This window comes from Pseudomonas sp. PDM09 (assembly GCF_014852305.1).
Classification (GTDB): domain Bacteria; phylum Pseudomonadota; class Gammaproteobacteria; order Pseudomonadales; family Pseudomonadaceae; genus Aquipseudomonas.
This window is the reverse complement of the sequence record NZ_JACVBI010000001.1, coordinates 342,599-361,330: the sequence shown is the minus strand read 5'-3', so window position 1 is coordinate 361,330 and position 18,732 is coordinate 342,599. Positions and strand designations below refer to the sequence as shown.

Here is an 18,732-nt window from a genome sequence, read left to right as displayed (position 1 = left end):
AAGAGGCCCCCAAGAACACCCTCCTGTTTCCGGTTAAATCACACCGAATCAGGCCGAGTTTCAGCCGCCAACATATGCGCCTTCAAAAACCCGATAAACGCCGTCACCTTGGGTGATGGCAAATGCTCCCGAGCTGTCACCGCATTCAGGTCCTGTGGCGGCCCGATCCATTCCGGCAGCACCCGGCGCAGTCTTCCCGCGTCCACATCGGCCTGCATGCTTTGATCCATGCCCAGGCTCAACCCTTCGCCGGCACACAATGCATCTTTTAGCAGGGCAGGATCATTGGCAATGATGGTCGGCTCAACCCGATAACTGCGCATTTTGGCGCCAGCCTTGCGCAACGGCCAAACGTAACCCACATCGCGCCGAGCCTGATGCAGCACCAATGTGCGGTGTTGAAGCAGTTCGTCCGGCGTCGCCGGCAGGCCGTGGCACTCGATGTACTCAGGCGCGGCGTAGATGCCCGTGGCGTAACTCGCCAGGCGGCGGGCGACCAGACTGGAATCCGGCAAGGCGCCGAGGCGCAGCGCCACATCAACCTCCTCGCCGACCAGATCCAGCGGCACGTGGGACGCCAGAATTTCCAGTCTGATGTGCGGATACGCCTGACGAAAACCGGCCACCAACGGTGAAAACCAACTGACCCCGAACGAGTACGGCACCGTCACCCGTAGCCAGCCGCGCGGATCATCGCGCAGTTGATGCACTGCCAGCTCGGCGTGTTCCAGGGTGGTGGCGATGTCCTTGCACTGGTCAAAGTAAACCGCTCCCGCCTCGGTCAGGCTCAACTGGCGCGTGGTACGGCGCAACAACTGCACACCGATGGCTTGTTCCAACTCGCGCACGCGGCGGCTGACGGTCGTCTTCGGAATCTGCAAGGCGTGGGCCGCGGCGGTAAAACTGCCCAACCTCACCACGCGCACAAACACCAGCGTGTCATTCAAGTCCCGGATCATTCGAGCCACCTGTGAGGTAAAACCAACATGCCTGGATTGTGCCACTGACGGCACATTTCATACCGCTTTTATGGGCTAATCAGCGCCGCGGGCGGCACCTATCATCGGGGCTCTCAACTGGAGAACTCCCATGAATCTGAACGAATATGTAACCTACGACGGTATCGGTCTGGCGCAACTGGTGGCGACTGGCGAAGTCACGTCGGCTGAACTGGCGGAGCTGGCCATTGCCGCCGTGCAACGGGTCAACCCGCAAATCAACGCGGTCATTGAACACTGGTCGCCCACTGTCACCGAGGGTACGGGGCCGCTGGCCGGAGTGCCCTTCCTGATCAAGGACCTGGCGATTACCTCGGCCGGCCGCCGCGTTGAGCTGGGCAGCCGATTGGCCCAAGGCCTGGTGGCCGAGTCGGATTCGTACCTGATGCAACGCTTCAACGCCGCCGGCCTCGCCACCCTGGGGCGCACCACCACCCCGGAAATGGCCTTTAGCACCGAGACCGAATCCGTGCTCCAGGGCCCGACCCGCAACCCGTGGGACACTCGGCTGTCGGCCGGCGGTTCGAGCGGTGGTTCGGGGGCCGCGGTCGCTGCCGGCATCGTGCCGATTGCCCATGCCACTGACGCAGCGGGTTCGATCCGCGTACCGGCATCTTACAACGGGCTGGTCGGGCTGAAACCGACGCGCGGCAGAGTCTCGAACGGCCCGGCGCTCGATGAAGTATTTGCCGGTTTCGGCGTACAACTCGGTCTGTCTAGAACCGTCCGCGACAGCGCGGCGTTGATGGACATCGTCCAGGGCTATGCGCCGGGCGATCCTTACTACACCGCTGCACCGGCCGAAGGTTTTCTGGCGCAGGTGGGACGCGATCCAGGACGCTTGCGCATCGGCCTGCTCGACACACCGTGGAACGGCGCCGCACTGGATCCCGAGATTGCCGAGGCCACCTTGGCCGTGGCCCGTGAACTGGAAGCGCTCGGTCATCGCGTGGAACGAGTGACCGCACCACTCGGTACGTCATGGGATTCATTCGTCCAGGCCAACGCCCACATCTGGTGTGCCACCCTCGTGCGCTGGATCGACGGGCTCGCCGCGACCACTTCACGGCCCATCGACCTGAGCACCCTGGAGCCCGCCACCCTCGCCTGCTACGCGTACGGCCTACAGGCCCGCGCCGTGGAGTTCGCCGGCGCGCTGGAAGTGCGTAACCTCATCGCCCGCAGCGTGGCCGGTTGGTTCAACGACTTCGACGTACTGCTGACGCCGACCCTGCCGCGCCTGCCCCACGCCCTCGACACCTACAGCCGTGGAGCGCAAACCATGGACGGTTTGCAATGGACTGCGCGGGTCTTCGAGCACTCACCGTTCACACCGGTGTTCAATGTGGCGGGGACGCCGGCGATGTCGTTGCCGCTGGCCATGTCCCGCCAGCAGGGTTTGCCCATCGGCCTGCAATTTGCCGCACGATTCGGGGCTGAGGAGGTGTTGTTGCGGTTGGCGGGGCAGTTGGAACAGGCGCTGCCGTGGCATGAGCGCAGACCGCGGATTTGGGTCGGCGATGACTGAGTCAATGCCCCGACAACGACAGGGATGACGGCTGGAGATGTCGATTAAACATTGTCTGTTTATCGGTCTGTGGGTTTTGTAGTGGGTGGGACGGCCTCTTCGCGAGCAAGCCCGCAAGAACACCCTCAAAAAGGCAATCCGCTATACGCAGTCCGTTTGCCAATGCCTGTCAGTTAACAGCCGATGCACTCCCTGTAGCAGCTGGCGAAGCCTGCGTTCGGCTGCGAAGCAGTCGTAAAATCAGGCAAACGGTACTTTCAGGTGGGACCGTGTACACCGATTTGCGAGGACTTCGTCCTCGAACGCAGCCTCGCGGGCTCGGCAGCTGCTACAGATTGGACTGCTACTTACGGATAACTAAACCCCTTAACCAACGTCAACTCCCCCACAACCCGCATTGGCACCAGGAACGTTTCCATCTTCTCGTTCGGCGTCCCCTCTTCCGTAATCACCGTAATCTGCGCCGTGGTCAGCGGCTGGACCGCATCCTCCTGCCCCTCCTCATCACTGCGATACCCGCCACCGTAGTAGTTCACGTAGACCAGGTATTGCCCCTTGATCGGCGCCGGCATGGCGAAGATTTCCGGGCCGTAGCCGGTGGTGACGTCGACGTCGAGTGCGCCGCCGTTGGCCGCGACGCGGTCGCCGTACCAGATGTGGCCACCATCAGGCGTGACGACATGCAGGTCGAGGTCGGTGCCGTCGCTGTCCCAGGCCAGCAGCACTCGCAACTTGGCCGGGGTGGCGCCGCCGCTGGTGTTGAGGAACTGGGTACGGTGGCGTTGTTGACCATCAGGGCTGCGGACTTCAACGCTGTTGCTGCCGTTGGGGAATGAGAACGGACGGTCGAAGCGGCCGGCGGGGTCGAGCTTCAGTGGCATGCTGACACCGTTGACGATCAGCTTGCCTGGCTCATTGCCCTTGGGCGTCGCGTTGATCTGGCCAGTGATACGCGCGGTATTGGCTTGCCCCACTGGTGTGTTCACCGAGGACGCCGGGTAATTAACCGTCTGACGAAAGTTTTCACCTTCGCCTTCGGGCGCACCCGTGCGCCAGCCGCCGATGGGGGTGTCGATTTTGACCGCGCTATTGGCAGCGAACGTGGTCGGCCATACGCAAAAGGAACAAAGGAACAGGAGGACCTGTGGGTAACGGAGTTTCATGGCCTATTCCAGCAAGAGGTGGCGGGCGAGCCCTTCGATGTAGGTTTCATCCTGGCCGTTGGGGTGTGCTTCGAAGGCCAGGTGCAGGTATTCGTGAGTCAGGTCGAGGCGGTCTTGCAGCGACAGCACGCCGCGCACGTAAATGCGCTGGCGTTCGCGGTCGACAAAAGGGCGGCCGAAAGCCAGGCGGCAGACGGCGAAGGTGTTGACTTCGTTGTAGCCAACTTCGCTTTCCAGCTGTGGTCGCCAGCCGCGACGCTGCTTTTGCAGCCAGTCTTGCGCGGCGGGCAATGCATCGCAGGAAGCCACTGGATTGTCCCAGCGGCTGAGGCTGGCGCGCGGGTAAGCGTGCAGCAGGATGGCGTCATAGCGTTGACCGGCATTGGCCTGTTCGACGGCTTGCAGCCAGGAGAGCTTGTCCGGCCCCGGTTGGTCGGAGTGATAGGTGACGTTGCTGCCGGCGAGGACCAGATCGCTGGTCCACGCGGCGATGTTGCGTGATTCGGTCGCGGCCGGGCGTGGGGCGACGCGCTGTCGGCTGCTGCTGTCGTCGATGCTCAGGCAGTCGCCGTTGCGGGTGGCGTTTTGCAGCAGGTAGGTGCGGATCGCGACGCTCAGGGCTTTGGCGGCTTCGGCGGGTTCCGGTCTGGCTTCGCGCTGCAGGACGCGGGCGACGTATTCTTCGCGATCCAGGCGGGCGACGAGTTTGTCTTTGAGCAAGAACAACTCACCGTCGCTGTGGATATCGAGTTGATTGCCGTTGGCGAACTCGACGCGATAGTCGCCTTGCAAAGACCCGGGCGCTAACACGCGATCTCCCGACAGCACACGTTTCAGCGGATAACGCGCGAACAGTCCAACCTCGACGCACTTACCCGCCTCGGCGGGCCATGACGAGGGCAACACCGTTGCCAACGCCGGACCATAAGCGCGCAAGACCATTTGACTGGTACCGCGCCCACCGGCCCAGATCGGCGTGCCGTCCGCCGTCCAGCCAGCGAACCCGCCCTGACGCGACGAAGGATCCTGATCCCCCAACCAGCTCCAGGTTTTCACCCGCAACCGGCCGCCAAGCTCACCGACGACATTGCCGTCAGCGGCATTCAGCACCACATCGAGCAACACCCGCCGCGCCTGATCCTGCGCCGGCATCACGGCCAATACCTTCAGCAACTCAGCCACCGAAACCCGGGTCTGCGGTTGCAACGACGGCAAGTCCAGCAGCCACTTCGGTGCTTGTCTCGCCTGCCAATACTCGCGCCATTCAGCACCGGCAATGCCCAGGCGCGCAGGCTCAAAGTACAACCCACAAGACTTCACCAACGCCTGATCGCGCTCAATCCTGCCGCCCGCCGTGCAGCAATACACTTCTTCCTTCGATTGCCCGCGACACTCATATGCCGGCTCACGCGCGCCGGTGTCCACCAGCCAGCCGTAGACAAACAGCTTCCACAAACTGCCCAGCGGCGTCTGCAGATCAGCAGGCAATGGCTCACGCGCGATCACCTGAGTGCGGTTCAACGAAAGCAATTCATCCTTGAAGCCCAGCCGCAACGGTTCGTCCTGCGCGGTCGCCAGCGCAGGGATCAAACACAACAGCCACATCCAGACCAAACGACGGGTCATGTCAGTGGACCGTGACCTGACCGAGTGCCGGTTTCTGTTCCTGAGCCTGATGCTGTGGCGCATAGACCTGGGTGAAACGCACCGGCGGCAGGTTGAACTGACCCTTTTGCGAGAAGCGCACCAGATGACGCAGGCGCAATTCACCGCTCAAGGCATCCACCGGGATGGCGTAGGCCATTTGCCCCGGTTCGAAACGGGCTTTCTCCAGCGAGGTCGGCTCGGTGCCGGCCTTGCCCATCAGCTTGATGCCCCACGTGGTGCGCTCGACGTCCGCACCCGGTGGCAGCGGCACTTCGAGCATGCCGTAGCGCAGCGGTTTCGCAGCCTTGCTGGTGATGATCACTTCGTCCAGGTACAGGCTGTCGCTGGACAACGGTTTGGTCCCGACCGCTTCGAGTTTGAACTCGAACGCTTCGTCACCCGGCACCAGACGCGACAGACGACGAGTGATGGTGACGGCCATCGGGCTCAACGGCGGTTGCTTGCTCTGGAAGCTCAACGCGGCGCGAAGCGGGCGCTCTTGCTCCCCGGTCAGCGACAACACTGTCGGCACGGGCGCAGCACCCTGCCACGTCCAATACATCTCACCGGTATCACCATACTTTTTCTTCCAGCCTTCACCCGGTGCCAGTGCGATGGTGGGCGAGGCCTGTTCGATGCTGCGTTGCAGCCAGGTCAGCGCCAAGGCGCGTTCCAGGGTCGATTGCTGCGGCAACAAGCGTTGCAACAGCGCTTGCGCGTGAGCCTGATCGAAGGCTTGCAGCGACAGGTTCAACGCTTCGACAAACGGCTGGGAGCTGGCGGCCACTTGTTGTTGTGCTACGTCCAATTGACGACTGAACGCCTCCGGCAGATTGACCTTGGCCTGACGCGCCAACGATGCGGTCAACAGCCGAGCGCTGGCCAGCCCCAATGCCGAATCCGGATCGCTCATGACCAGGCTCTCTTCGCCATCGTCCATCACGCTCGCCGCATGCCCTTCGCCGGCCTTCACCAAGTCGTCGATCAAACCGCTGAGCAGTGTGTTCACCGGCAATTGCATCTGTTTGGCAAACGACAGAATCAACGCCCGCTGCAACAGCGGCGTGTTCTGCGACTGCTTGGCGTACACCTCCAGCACCCGCTGCCAATGCTCCGGCGGCAGGCTCAGTTCCAGCGCTTTGCTGGCGTGCCAGTCGGCGTAGTAGGCATACGCGGTGAGGAACGCATCCGGCTCACCGTCAAAGCCCCACCAGGTGAAGCTCGCCGACGGACCAGCCATTTGCACCAGCCGCAGGCGGCTGTTCTGCATGATCAAACGCAAGCGATCGCGAATCTGCGGGTTCGACGATAAGGTCGGATAAGCGATGCTCAACGGCAGCAAACGGCTGGCGGTTTGTTCGACGCCGCCATACGGATAGCTCAGCAGATCATCGAGGGCCGAACGGAACAGCGCTTGCGGGCTGTCATCCAGACGCAGGCGAATATCGGTCGCGTCTGCCGGCAAGGTCAGCGGCGTATCACCGCTGGCCACGTCCAGGCTTTGGCTTTGCGTTACCTGCCAGCCTTCGCCGGTCGCGGTCAGGCGCACGGCCAGCGCATCAGCGGTTTTGCCGTCCTGCACCAGCTCGGCAGTCCACTCGCCATTGGCCACTGTGAACGCCGGCAAGGCGATGTAGTTGATGCCGTTGTTCAAGGTCACCGGCACGCGCTGTTCTGCACCGCCGTAATGAATCACCAGCTCAGCCTTGACCGGTTTCTCAGCCTGACTGAACGCGAACACACCGAGGTCCGGTTTGTCGCTGTTGCGGAACTTGGTCGGGCCGCTCCACTTCAGATACAGCGGTTTTTCCGAGCGCACGAACTGCTTCTTCTGCCCGACCTGACCGTCATCGGCGATGGCGCGGGCGGTGATGCGCCAGCGCGTCAGCGAGTCCGGCATTTTGAAGGTGAAGCGGGTTTTGCCATTCGCATCGGTGATCAATTCAGGCTGCCACGCGGCGGTGTCGACGTCTTCGCGACGTGGCCGCTCCAGCACTTTCACCCCACGCTCGCTGCGGTTGGCTTTGCCCGGCGCGCCTGGGCTGCCCGGCAATGCCACGTCGTAGCTGATGAACGACAAACTGGCGCTGGTGCGCACGTTGTTGCGGCGTGGGTGATAGAAGAACTGGTCGATGGTCGGCGCGACTTCCGGTTGCAGGGCGTAGACCATCTCGTCCACGACACTGACCGTCAGGTGCGCCGGAATGGCTTTGCCGGCGAACTGCGTAGCGAGATCGACGGTAACCGTATCCCCTGGTTGATACGCTTCTTTGTCGGTGGTAATTGCCACATCGATTTGCGGCGCGACAACTTTGATACCGGCGTTCTGGAAGCTGTACTGACCGCCCTTGGTGTAAAGAACCGAGAACGTCAGGTTCGGCGCGAAGTTGTCCTTCACCAGAATGCGCGCGCGGTATTGGGTTTCGCTGAGTTTTTCCATCTTCAGCCAATCGCTGCCCTTGGACAGCAGCGCCGTGGCCTCGACCTTGTCGCGTTCCAGCGACAACAGCGCATCGATAATCGGCTCGGGGAAAGTGATCAACGCGAGGGCTTCGTCGCCGGCCTTGTACTCGGGTTTATCGAGGACGATTTCCACGGTGCCGGGCACGGCTTTGACGCCATCGCCAGTGACCGAATGACCGGTCGCGCCAAGCACGCGGCCGTGATCATCTTTCAACGTCAGGTTGTAAGTGCCCGGACGGTCGAAGGCCAGGGTGAAGCCTTTATCTTTGGCGGTGAGTTTACCTTCGCCAGTGGTCTGATCCTCCAGACGCACCCAGCTGTAGCTGCTCGGGGTGACCGCTTTGCTCTGCTCGCTGCCACCTTCGTTGGCATAGCTGAAGGCAACCTTGCCGCCCACCGCGCTGAACCGCTGAGGCGCGTTCAGGCGGAAACTCGCAGCACCGCGATCGATGAGGATATCCTTGGTGGTCTTGACCCGATACGCCGCGCCATCGCTGGCGAACACGGTGAGCATGTAGCGGCTCGGTTTCTCGGCGGCGGGCAGGTCGAGGCTGGCGTTGCCCTTGGCGTCGGTGGTCAGTTCGGCGCTGGTCAGCTCCACCGGGAATTGCCCGAGGTATTGCAGCTCGTTATCGACCATCGACAATTGTTGGGCGCGCAGGCTCAGGCTCAACTTGGCGTTGGCCACCGGTTTACCGTCCGGGTACAACAGCACCAGACTGCCCTTCACCGGTTCGCCGGTGCGGTAATCCTGCTTGGCCAGGTTCAGGGAAATTTCGAAATGCGGCTTGATGTATTCAGCGACACGGAAGGCGCTGCTGTAGGCCTGATCCTTGTAGCTGAAACGCAGTTCATAACCGCCCGCCACTGCGTTGTCCGGCAACTGGAAACGGCCCTGAGTACCGGCCTTGGAATCAAGCTTCAGCGCCAACGATTGCAGCGCCGTGCCCGTAGCATCGAGCACAGTCACATTCACGTCGGCAGCAGTCGGTGCCACGGAATCCCGCGCATTCTTGAACTCGCGGCCGACGATTTTCAGCGACACCCAATCCCCCGGCCGATACAGCGGCCGGTCGGTGAATGCATAGAGTTTGGTGTCGTAGATTTCGCTGTCGTAGTAGAAGTTCTCGGAGACGAACACCCCGCCCTCTTCGTCCTCGCCGATCACGAACGAACGCTCGGGGCTGACGTGTTTCAGACGCAGCAAACCGTCGGCGTCAGTCGCGCCACTGCTCATCACGCCCAGGCCGTCGGTCCACAGCACATTGACCTTGGGCACCGAACTGCCTTCGTGTTTGCGCGCGGCCCACACCAGCAATTCATCGCCAGCAATCTTGCTCACGGCCACGGTGTTGGAGACGAAAACCATGGTGGTCGCGCGGTATTTGCCGACCAGTGCTTCCACCAGGTACAGGCCCGGCTTCAGGTTGCCCAACGGGATGTACACGTTGCCCGGCGAGACACTGACGAACTCGCTGGAAGAACCGGCCAGGTTCACGCCCTCAGGCGGCTGGATCGGTTTGGCTTGCCACAGCGGATAACGGAATTGGCTGACCACCGGCAGGCCCGGAATCAAGGCGAATTGCGGCTGTGCGTCGTAAGGCGTTGGCGCGGCGATGGCAGTGCCCATCTTCAGTTCCGGCACTTCCTCGGTAACTTGTTTACGCGATTCGTAGGAAAACGCCCGCTGCATCACCCGACGGGATTTGCGGTACCAGTTGTCCCACAGGTACGCGAGGGTGTTCGACAGGCCTTCGCCCTTGAACTGGCCGTCACTGACCACGCGGTGCAGGTTCTTCTGGCGCTTGAGGAAATCCAGCGGCTTGTCGATGCGATACACACGAATGTCTGCGCCGCCGTAAGGCTCCATGCGGAACCGGCGGTAATCGCGGCCCGGCGCTTCGAGGCGAACCATCGCCTGTTCATCGCTGGCGAAACTGCTGTCGGCCAGCAGGAAAAAACTTTCACCGGCCACCGGCGTGTAGCCGCTTGGCTCGACGGTGTCTTCGGCGTTGACCGTGGATAAAGGCGCCAGAAGGGCCAGCAGCAATGGAATTCGAGAGCAAATGCGCAGCATGCGGGCACCGATCATTGGGAGAGGAAGTTCAGTCGATAGACGCCGATGAAGTTGGGGTTGGCTGCGTCGGGTATCCATCGGGTGTCCTTCCATGTCATGAGTTGTTGCAGGCTTGCGGAGCGCATGCCGTTGTCAGTGGGGGTGGTAGTGCCGGTGTGATAGGCGATGAAGCGGCCCATCCAGATCATCAGGTGCTGGTCGTCGCCCTGATCGAAAAACATCAGGTCGCCGGGTCGGGCCTGGGCCAGATCACGGCCGACCAGATGACTGTTGAACTGAATCAGTTTGATCGCGTTGACGTAAGGCCCGACCTTGCCGCCGCCCTGCTGCCATTGCTGGGCGAGGCTGCGTTGGGCATCGCTCAGTTGCAGTTCCGGCGGCAGGTAGCGGTTGGACAAGCCATTGCTGCGCAGCCATTTATCGTCATGGACTTTCAGCGCTTCGTTGGCGGCAAACCGCACCAGCCCGGCGCAGTCCTGCTGATACCAGCGCGGGCTCGGGCCTTGGGTCAGTTGTTCCTGGGCGATGCGCACGAACCAGGCGCGGAACACCTGGGATTGCTGCGGGTCGAGCGCCGGGGCTTCGCTGGCAAAGGTGCGAGTCCCCAGCAGCAACGCCAGCAGGCCGAGGCCTCGGATGAGTGCGGTCACAGGGCTTTCCACTCCAGCGGCAGCCACTGCCAGTGGCCGTCGGGCTCGCTGCCTTTGGGCAAGGTCAGGGCATATTTGCCATAGCCGCCGAGGGTGCGCAATTTCGGGATCAGGTAGGTTTGCGCGGCGTTGTAGAACACCGGCTCCATGTCTTGCGGCAGGCTGTCGAGGGTTTCCTGTTGCATCAGTTGCGCCATGGAGTCCGGGCCGAAATAGATCGGCATCAGCAGGTCTTTCGGCACGACGTCAGCCATGGGCGGGAAGCGTTTGTCGAGGGTGCCGAGGGCTTTGTCGACCAGTTTGTCGTCCAGGGAGAACAGCAGCGTCGAACCGTGGCGCGCCAGGCTTACGCGCATAAAGGCTTTGCCGGTGATCGCGTCGGGTTGCTCGGCATCCTTGGCTTTATAGGGGCCGAAATTGGAGCTGACCTGGCGCTGCCACTGATGGGTCTGGCCTTCCTGTTTCTCGACCACCGGGAACGCGTGCTCGGCGACGTTGCCTTCGTAGGCGCCGACCATCGAGCCGAACAAGTTGCCCAGGTCGCCGTCGAGCTTGGCGCTGTCATCGTCATTCAGGCTGGCCACCAGCAGCGGCGTGTACAGCCGCGAATCGGCGTACCAGCACAAGCCGGCGGCACCGGCCATGTGTTCGGTCAGGGCTTGGGCCACGGCGTCGTCGGCGCCGAGTTTCACCAGCAGCGGTTTCTGTTGCTCGGCGGCCAGCGGCAAGGTCACGCAGGCACTGGCACCCATCGGCATGGCCTGCCAGATCGGTTTGAAGTCGAAGTCTGGCTGGTTTTCCAGTTCGTCCATGGCGAGGAAGCTGTGCCAGCCCTTGTCGTCCATGTCGAAACGCAGGCCGGCGAAATTCGGGATGAAGCGCTGGTAACCCATGGCCAGAACGCTGGAGTTGACCGAAAGGCGTTGTTTTACCTCAGGCGCGCGGGGTTGCAGGCCGAAGGCTTCGGGGAACAGTTTCTGGCCGCCGAGCAGTGCTTCCAGCGATTCGGTCGAGACCATGCCGGGTTCGTCGACTGGACCGTGGCCGGCGTCATAAAGCTTGGCCGGATTGGACAGCACCACCAGTTTGTCGCCATGAGAGGCGAACAGCAGCGCTTTGCTATTGTTGTAGGTGAGTTGATAAAGCGGCACCACATCGCCGGCGACCTTGATTTCAGCCAGCTTGCTCAGCTGCGTATCACCCAGCGCCACTTTCGCCAGCGGCTCCAGCACCTTGGCCAGCCCGCCGCGATCCATCACCAACAGGAAATCCTTGAGACGCCCATCCGCCCCGCGCCACAGCGCCACGTCCGCCGGTTGATCGAACAGCTGCTCGATCAGGCTGTCCTGCAATTTCAGGTCATGCTCGTAAATGATCCGCCGCAGACTGCCGATCAAACCGAGACGATCGGCGTGGGCCTGGTAATAGAAGACGAAATCTTCGGTCAGGGTTTCCTTGAGAAACGGCACCGCCAGCAGATCCTTGGGCAGTTGGCTCAGGGAATGGGTTTCGAGCAAACCGTCCGGCCGGCCCATGCCCAGTTTGTCACTGGCCAGCTCCGCAGGCGGAGCCTTGGGTTTGTTCAGGAACCACCCCAACCCGCCCGCCACGCCGGCCACCAGGCACAGCCCGATGACCAGCGCCGGCCAGCGACGGGAAGTGTTGGCGGCAGGTGCATCGGCGGCCGGGGGAACGGCTGGTGAAATCGTGTTATCGCTCATGTTCACGCTCATGTTTACAAAGCACAATTCATCCGTGGTGCGGGATGTTTAATAGTTGAAAGTCTTGACCAGCAGCAGGTCGCCGATCGCTCGCAAAGGCACGATGAAGGTCTCGCGTTTTTCGTCGACGGTGTTTTCGTTGAGCACCAGATTGATTTGCGAGGTGATCACCTCGTTCTGGTTGCTGGTCTCATCGAAGTTATAGCCGCCGCTGCCGAAGTTGCCCCAATAGTTCACGTAAACCAGATAAGTGCCATGCATCGGCGCGGTCATGGTGAACATTTCCGGACCGGGACCATCGACCCCGTCCGGGTCCAGGCCGCCGCCATTGCTCATCGCCGGGCGAGCCCAGAAGGCATGCTGGCCGTCGGGGGTAATGATGTGCAGATCGAGTTCGGCCTTGGGATCGTCCCAACCCAGCACCACGCGAATGCGCGCCGGCGTGCGCAGGTTGTTGGCTTCGTAGAATTGAACGCGCTTGAGCGACTTGCCCTCGGAACTGCGCACTTCGACGCTGTTGGACCCGGCGCCGAACGCATACGGCCGGGCGAAACGCCCTTGGTCGTCGGTGTACAAATTAAGGGGGTTGCCGTTGACCGCCAGGCTGTGGGGCGGACGCAACGTGCCGAGAGCCTTGAGTTGGCCTTCGATCATCGTGCGATTGCGCTGCACGCCCCGGTCGATGGGCGGCGTGGGATAGGCGACTCGAGGATTTTCACTACGGTCCAGCAGGCCGTGATAGCGCCAGCCGCCTACCGGTTCCGACAACTCGGCCGTGGGCTCGGCCCATGCCACCTGTGCGCAGACCAGCGTGATCAGCAGTGAAAGAACACAACGCATGTAACGCCTCCTGCCATGCATAACGAAGCCTTGCGCCCGATCCTCGGCGCGTTATTTGAACTGACTGCTGGGAAGGCGCTTGAGTAGCCTCAAATAAGCCTTCGAACTTCAAAACATGATGGGTGCAGACGCCCAATGCCAGTCAGTTAAGCGCAATCCATGTGGGAGCGGGCTTGCTCGCGAAGACGGCGGCACAGTCAACATTGATGTCGTCTGATACACCGCTTTCGCGAGCAAGCCCGCTCCCACAGGTTCCGCGCCTTAACTGACTGGCATTGGGGCAGCGGCTGGCAATATAACATTCCCGCCAATCTGTTTTTCCGGTCTTTTTGTGCGCATCTCTGCATTTTTTCAAGTTGACCCGATCGTCGTCTGAGCGAACCACCTATCGGACAACACGAAGCAATTCCATTGCGGGTCTTTAATGGTTGCAGGATTCAACGTCAGCCCCTCGATCTGTCCGGGACTGACATCGCATCGGGAGACTCGTCATGAAAATCGTCGTCATTGGCGGTACCGGGCTGATCGGCAAACACCTGTGCAAAAACCTGCAAGACCAGGGACATGAAACCCTGGCCGCATCACCGAGCACCGGCGTCAACGCCCTCACCGGCGAAGGACTGCAAACCGCCTTGCAGGGCGCCGACGTGGTGGTCGACGTGGCCAACTCACCCTCCTTCGAAGACGCTGCCGTGCTCGAATTCTTCGAAACCAGCGGGCGTAACCTGCTCGCCGCCGAGAAAACCGCCGGCGTCAAACACCATATCGCCCTGTCGGTGGTGGGCACCGAGCGCATGCTCGACAGCGGTTACTTCCGCGCGAAGATGGCGCAGGAAAAACTCATCAAAGACTCAGGTATTCCCTACACAATATTGCGGGCCACGCAGTTCTTCGAATTCATCGGGGCGATTTCGCACTCGGGCGTTCAGGACGGCGACACCGTCCGCCTGACCTCCGCTGAGTTACAACCGATTGCCGCGGTCGATGTCGCGACGGCGCTGGCAAAGGTCGCCGTGCAAGCGCCGAACAATAATACATTGGAGGTCGCAGGCCCTGAACGCTGGCCGCTGGTGGAATTCGTGCGCCTGTTTTTGCAACACACCAACGACCCGCGCCAAGCCCAAGCGGACGACACGGTCCCCTACTTCGGCGCACCCATCGATGACCATTCGCTCACGCCGGGAGAGCACCCCATCATCGGGCCGACGCGTTTCGAAACCTGGCTCAAGAGCAGCGCTTGATACTCAAATGGGTAATTGCACAGTTTGCCCACCCATTTGCATTCGACCTGACCAGTCATTTGCATCGGATTTTAACCAGCATGCTTCGTGGCCATGACCGGCAGAGAACGACCCATAGCAGACGTCAGATTAAGGGCCACGGATGTAGATGAGCCAGGTTATGAAAGCTGCGAATGGAGAAAGTAGAATCAGGCCGCCGACGGCGACTGCCCAGCCCCAGGCAAAACCACTCTCTCCCTTGAAACGGCCCACTCAACAAGCCCAGCACATAAACGCCAATGCGATGAACTACCAAATCTAAAATGAAGTCCATTTGATCCTCGTGTCTCCTTGTCGGTTTTCCTAGGCTCGTCTGAACGACCGCCTCAGGCCGATTGCTGTCTTTTGCGGAGGGCAGCTTTTGGCCGAGGCTGTGTAAAAACGTTTCTGATCGTAATAGGTGGCTGGATTCGACACAAAAATTGCGCTCCTACGCAAATTTCAGGTCTGCTGAGTTGCCGAGTGCCAGCAATCCTAGAACTCCACTTTGTTGTTCGCGGACTGCGTCAAAAACTCGGTAATCAGTGACGTAACCTGCTGTTGGATTACCTCGCGCGGGCGAGCATTGTCGCCATCCCCGCAAATGATGCCATCGCCAGGAATGTCCTCTTCGAGCAATGCCACTGCACCTGGTTTGCAAATCGGCAAGAAGCTGAAATGGCTGGCGTCACTGATCTCGACATAGCGGCTGGACGCTTGGGGCAGGCGTGTGGCCAGGTTGGCGGACTCCAACTGAGCAGGCAGTTCCACCGATGGTGCGCCGGCAGCGATAACTAGCACCGGCACCGGCAGTGCCGCAAGGCTCTCGTCGGTCATCCCGCGCGAGAGTCCCAGGTCCAAAGAAACCACAGCGGTGACGCGTTGATCGCGCAAATCGCCGGCCAGACCAGCCTTTAATGCCGGAGTACTCTCAGGGTTGATCTTTTGATAATTGGTGCAACTGGATAACTGCGGATGGAGTTTGCAGTCACGGACAAACAGGGCCGGGTCGAAACGAGCACCGGCGATCTCCATTGCAGTCCAGCCGCCGAGTGAATGGCCCACTACAGCAATTTGACGCTTTGCGACCACGCCAAATTTTTCAGGTTGAGTGGTGACCGCCTCAATGGCCCGATGCAGGTCAATGGGCCGCTGCCATAACTGCGCCGCCGCTTGCGGGCTGCGATCATGGGTCGTGGTGCCGGGGTGGTTGACCGCTGCGACAATGTAACCCTGATGGGCCAATGCACTCGCCAACCAGTTCTGATTGTTCCAATTGCCTCTGAATCCATGGGAGAGCACCACCAATGGGTGCTCTCCAGCAGAGGGTGGCGCGTTGCGAACCGCAGAAGCACCGACAAACACCACATCGTCGCCGATCAACTGCGGGGTGACGGTCGTTGTACTGGGATACCAGACGACCATCTCCAGCGGACGCTCATTGTGTGGGTCCGGCAGGGTGGAGGATTGGAAGCCGACAGAGTTGACGTCAGCGAGAGCGCTGGTCGTCAGACAGGTTAAAAGCAGGGCGCCGAGAGCTGTTTTCAATGGGGTTTGTCTTCCTTGATTTAGATAGGGGTTCAGAACCTGAAACCCACCGATAGCGTGCATCACATCTCGCAAGTTATAGAAATCCAGCGCCGTGAGCAGGTGAATCTGCACCGACATTAAAGCCGATACTCCGACTGACATGCATAGTTTTCGTTATCTGCATTGACCGGTCAGCAGCCGGGCTTTCGGGGCAAGTCCGAAGAGCCGCGACGGCCAGCAATCGACCAAAGCTGACGGCCGACCAAGCAAGCTCAGAGCCAAAGATGCATTCCCAATAGGAATGCATTGCATAAAATTAATGAATTTTTATTATCGCCCTGTATGACCTAACTTGATTCAAGGACATGGAGAAGCGCCTTGAAATCATTACCGCTCGACTCAGCTGAAAAATTTGATACCCATCGGGCCAACGAGTACGGAAGACAGAGTCGTATCGCATTAGCAGGCTATGACGCCTGCCACGATCTTGTTGCATGCATGCTAGCGGCAAGCCTCGGCGATACAAATTCGGCGAAAATACTGGTGGTTGGCGCTGGCGGCACTGCGCAGGAAATTGTTGCGATGGCAACGCTGGAGCCTGCCTGGCGCTTCACTGCCGTTGATCCATCCGCGCCCATGCTGGAGGCTGCGAAGCACCAGTTGGAGGCCAACGACTTGCTTGAAAGAACGGACCTGCATCTTGGGCATGTTGAAGACCTGGCAGCAGGCCCGTCCTACGACGCAGCCACCTTGATCGGTGTCCTGCATCATCTCGAAGGTGATGATGCCAAGCACCAGCTTTTACGTTCCATTCGGGCTCGTCTGAAACCCGATGCGCCACTGATTGTCGCGGGAAATCAGTACGCGTATGCCAGCCAACCGCTATTGCTGGCTGCCTGGGGCCAACGGTGGCGGCAGCACGGAGCCAGCCCGGATGAAGTGAAGGTCAAGCAGGGAAAAATCCTCCAGGGCGCTGACCCGCCACATTCTGAGGCGGCGGTTCAAAAACTGTTGAACGACGCCGGGTTCGGGGACGCTACGCGTTTCTTCAGCAGCCTGTTCTGGGGTGCCTGGTTGACGTGCAAAAGGGTTTGAAGGTGGACGCGACAGGCCGCAAATGGCCGATTGCTACCTGTCGAGAAGGGCTGCAATGCGCAATTCTCTGCCGATCACGGTTACGAAGCATGACGGTCAAATACCATGCAACCGGTGGTCAGAAGCGATGCAAATTATTGGTCAGGTCGAATGCAAACAGGTGGTCAAGTGGAGTGCAATTTCGCACTCAAACGAAGGCCCTACACCAACCGCTCAATCTTCTGATGCTGCCAGACCATTTTGTAATACAGCGTCTGCAACATCAGCATGCCCAGATAGGCCACCGGAAACGCCATCCACACACCTTGCAGCCCAAAGCGCGCATCCAGCAGATACGCCACCGGCAACTGCACCCCGACCACGCAAACGATCGAAACCGCCACCGGCACCAACACCGTGCCACTGGCGCGCATGATGCCGCCGACAATCGCCTGAAAGCCAAACACCAGCAGACTCCAAAGCATGATGTGCAACAGGTGTTCCGCCATCGCCCGGGTGGAATCATCCGTGAGGAACAACCCCAGCAACCAGTGCGACAGCAAGTAACCCAACACCACCAAACCACCGGTCAGGCACACGTTGATCAACAGCCCCGTGCGCAAAATCGGCCCCATGCGCTCGATGCGCCCTGCCCCAATCGCCTGCGCGCCGAGGATCGACGCCGTGATCGCAATCGACAATGCCGGGAACTGCACGTAATTGACGATCTGCGTCACCGCCCCGTACGCCGCCGTCGCCTGGGAACCGTGCTGATTCACCAGCGCCAGAATCACCAGCTCCGACAACGACAGCACCACCATCTGCAACCCGGTCGGCAGCCCGATGCGCAACACCTTGCTGAGGATGTCCATGTCCAGCCGCATCGACGCAAACATCTCCCGATCCGGCGCCAACGGATGCCCCTTGCGAATCAATCGCCACGCCAGCCACCCCATCGCCGCCAAGTTACCCGCCAACCCCGCCCACGCCGCACTCTGAATCCCCATCGGCGGCAACCCCAACCACCCGAGAATCAACGCCGGCGTCAGCGCCAGCCCGACACACGTCGACACCACCAGCGCCAACAATGGCGACACCGTATCGCTCACCCCACGCAGCAACTGCGTGAACAACACAAACACCAACAGCGACGGCAAGATCCACATCATCACATGCGCATACGCCACCGCGTCGTCCAGCACATCCACCGGCGTGCCCAAACCCTGCAACGCCGGCCGGGCAAACACACTCCCCAACACCGCCGCCACCAACCCGATCATCGCCCCCAACAGCAACGTCGAACCAGCAATCGCCTTCACCAAATGCAACTCACGAGCGCCCCAGGCCTGACCGATCAACACGCCCGCACCGGCGCCGAGGCCGATGACCAGGGCGATGAAGAAGAACACCACGGGGAACATGCCCGATACCGCCGCGAGAGCCTGGGTGCCGAGCAATTGGCCGATGTAGATGCTGTTGATCGTGCCCGACATGGATTGGAGGAAGTTGGAGAGGACCATGGGGGCAAGGAATAGTAGGTAGGTTTGCCAGAGGGGGTGTTGGGTGGTGGGGGTTTGCATTGAGGTTCCGTCTCGGGTAGGGGCTGGCGTTTGGGAAATTCTACGCTACGGAACTGGGAATAACGCGCTCCTATTTTGCGGATTTGGGGAGCATGAATATTGTTTACTTTCGGCAAGCAGCGGCCACTGGAACGTCGTTTGTAGTGGATCGAACCCTGGATTGCGCAAATATGCAGTCAGCAATTGACTTCACCTAGCGAGA

12 protein-coding genes are annotated in these 18,732 nt (G+C 60.7%); 3 read left to right on the top strand and 9 right to left on the bottom strand.

Going from position 1 to position 18,732, the window contains the following annotated elements; translation table 11 throughout:
• Positions 1-38: 38 nt before the first annotated feature.
• On the bottom strand, positions 39-959 hold the full coding sequence (locus IB250_RS01615; RefSeq protein WP_192342694.1) for a LysR family transcriptional regulator: 921 nt from the start codon (positions 957-959) through the stop codon (positions 39-41).
• Positions 960-1,089: 130 nt separating this feature from the next.
• Here IB250_RS01615 and IB250_RS01610 point away from each other — a divergent pair, with 130 nt between their 5' ends.
• On the top strand, positions 1,090-2,526 hold the full coding sequence (locus IB250_RS01610; protein ID WP_192342693.1) for an amidase: 1,437 nt from the start codon (positions 1,090-1,092) through the stop codon (positions 2,524-2,526).
• A 347-nt stretch (positions 2,527-2,873) separates the two neighbouring features.
• Here IB250_RS01610 and IB250_RS01605 read toward each other — a convergent pair whose 3' ends face one another.
• The 6 genes from IB250_RS01605 to IB250_RS01580 are packed head-to-tail and all read right to left on the bottom strand — an operon-like array spanning position 2,874 to position 13,087.
• Positions 2,874-3,689 (bottom strand): YfaP family protein, encoded by an 816-nt coding sequence (locus IB250_RS01605; RefSeq protein ID WP_192342692.1) that lies wholly within the window; start codon positions 3,687-3,689, stop codon positions 2,874-2,876.
• A gap of 3 nt (positions 3,690-3,692) precedes the next feature.
• Positions 3,693-5,315, bottom strand: a complete 1,623-nt coding sequence (locus IB250_RS01600) for a DUF2300 domain-containing protein (protein ID WP_192342691.1) — start codon at positions 5,313-5,315, stop codon at positions 3,693-3,695.
• Between the two features lies 1 nt (position 5,316).
• A complete protein-coding gene (locus tag IB250_RS01595) occupies positions 5,317-9,891 on the bottom strand; it encodes an alpha-2-macroglobulin family protein (RefSeq protein ID WP_192343192.1) in 4,575 nt (1,524 codons plus the stop codon).
• Complete coding sequence (locus IB250_RS01590; protein ID WP_192342690.1) at positions 9,888-10,526, bottom strand: DUF1175 family protein; 639 nt, start codon at positions 10,524-10,526, stop codon at positions 9,888-9,890. Before IB250_RS01590 ends, IB250_RS01595 begins: the two co-directional genes overlap by 4 nt.
• Positions 10,523-12,247, bottom strand: a complete 1,725-nt coding sequence (locus IB250_RS01585; RefSeq protein WP_192342689.1) for a DUF2138 domain-containing protein — start codon at positions 12,245-12,247, stop codon at positions 10,523-10,525. Before IB250_RS01585 ends, IB250_RS01590 begins: the two co-directional genes overlap by 4 nt.
• A 48-nt stretch (positions 12,248-12,295) precedes the next feature.
• Entirely contained in the window at positions 12,296-13,087 is a 792-nt protein-coding gene (locus IB250_RS01580) for a YfaP family protein (RefSeq protein ID WP_008008415.1), read from the bottom strand.
• A gap of 491 nt (positions 13,088-13,578) precedes the next feature.
• Between IB250_RS01580 and IB250_RS01575 the strand changes: the two genes are divergently transcribed.
• Complete coding sequence (locus tag IB250_RS01575) at positions 13,579-14,328, top strand: SDR family oxidoreductase (RefSeq protein WP_192342688.1); 750 nt, start codon at positions 13,579-13,581, stop codon at positions 14,326-14,328.
• Positions 14,329-14,841: 513 nt separating this feature from the next.
• On the opposite strand, the gene IB250_RS01570 is transcribed toward IB250_RS01575, so the two are convergent.
• Positions 14,842-15,894, bottom strand: coding sequence for an alpha/beta hydrolase family protein (locus IB250_RS01570; RefSeq protein WP_192343191.1), 1,053 nt, complete (start codon positions 15,892-15,894; stop codon positions 14,842-14,844).
• 360 nt (positions 15,895-16,254) lie between these two features.
• On the opposite strand from IB250_RS01570, the gene IB250_RS01565 reads away from it, so the two are divergent.
• On the top strand, positions 16,255-16,971 hold the full coding sequence (locus tag IB250_RS01565) for a class I SAM-dependent methyltransferase (RefSeq protein WP_192342687.1): 717 nt from the start codon (positions 16,255-16,257) through the stop codon (positions 16,969-16,971).
• 200 nt (positions 16,972-17,171) lie between these two features.
• Here the strand turns inward: IB250_RS01565 and IB250_RS01560 are convergent, their stop codons facing one another.
• Positions 17,172-18,530 (bottom strand): MATE family efflux transporter, encoded by a 1,359-nt coding sequence (locus IB250_RS01560; RefSeq protein ID WP_192342686.1) that lies wholly within the window; start codon positions 18,528-18,530, stop codon positions 17,172-17,174.
• Positions 18,531-18,732 lie beyond the last annotated feature (202 nt).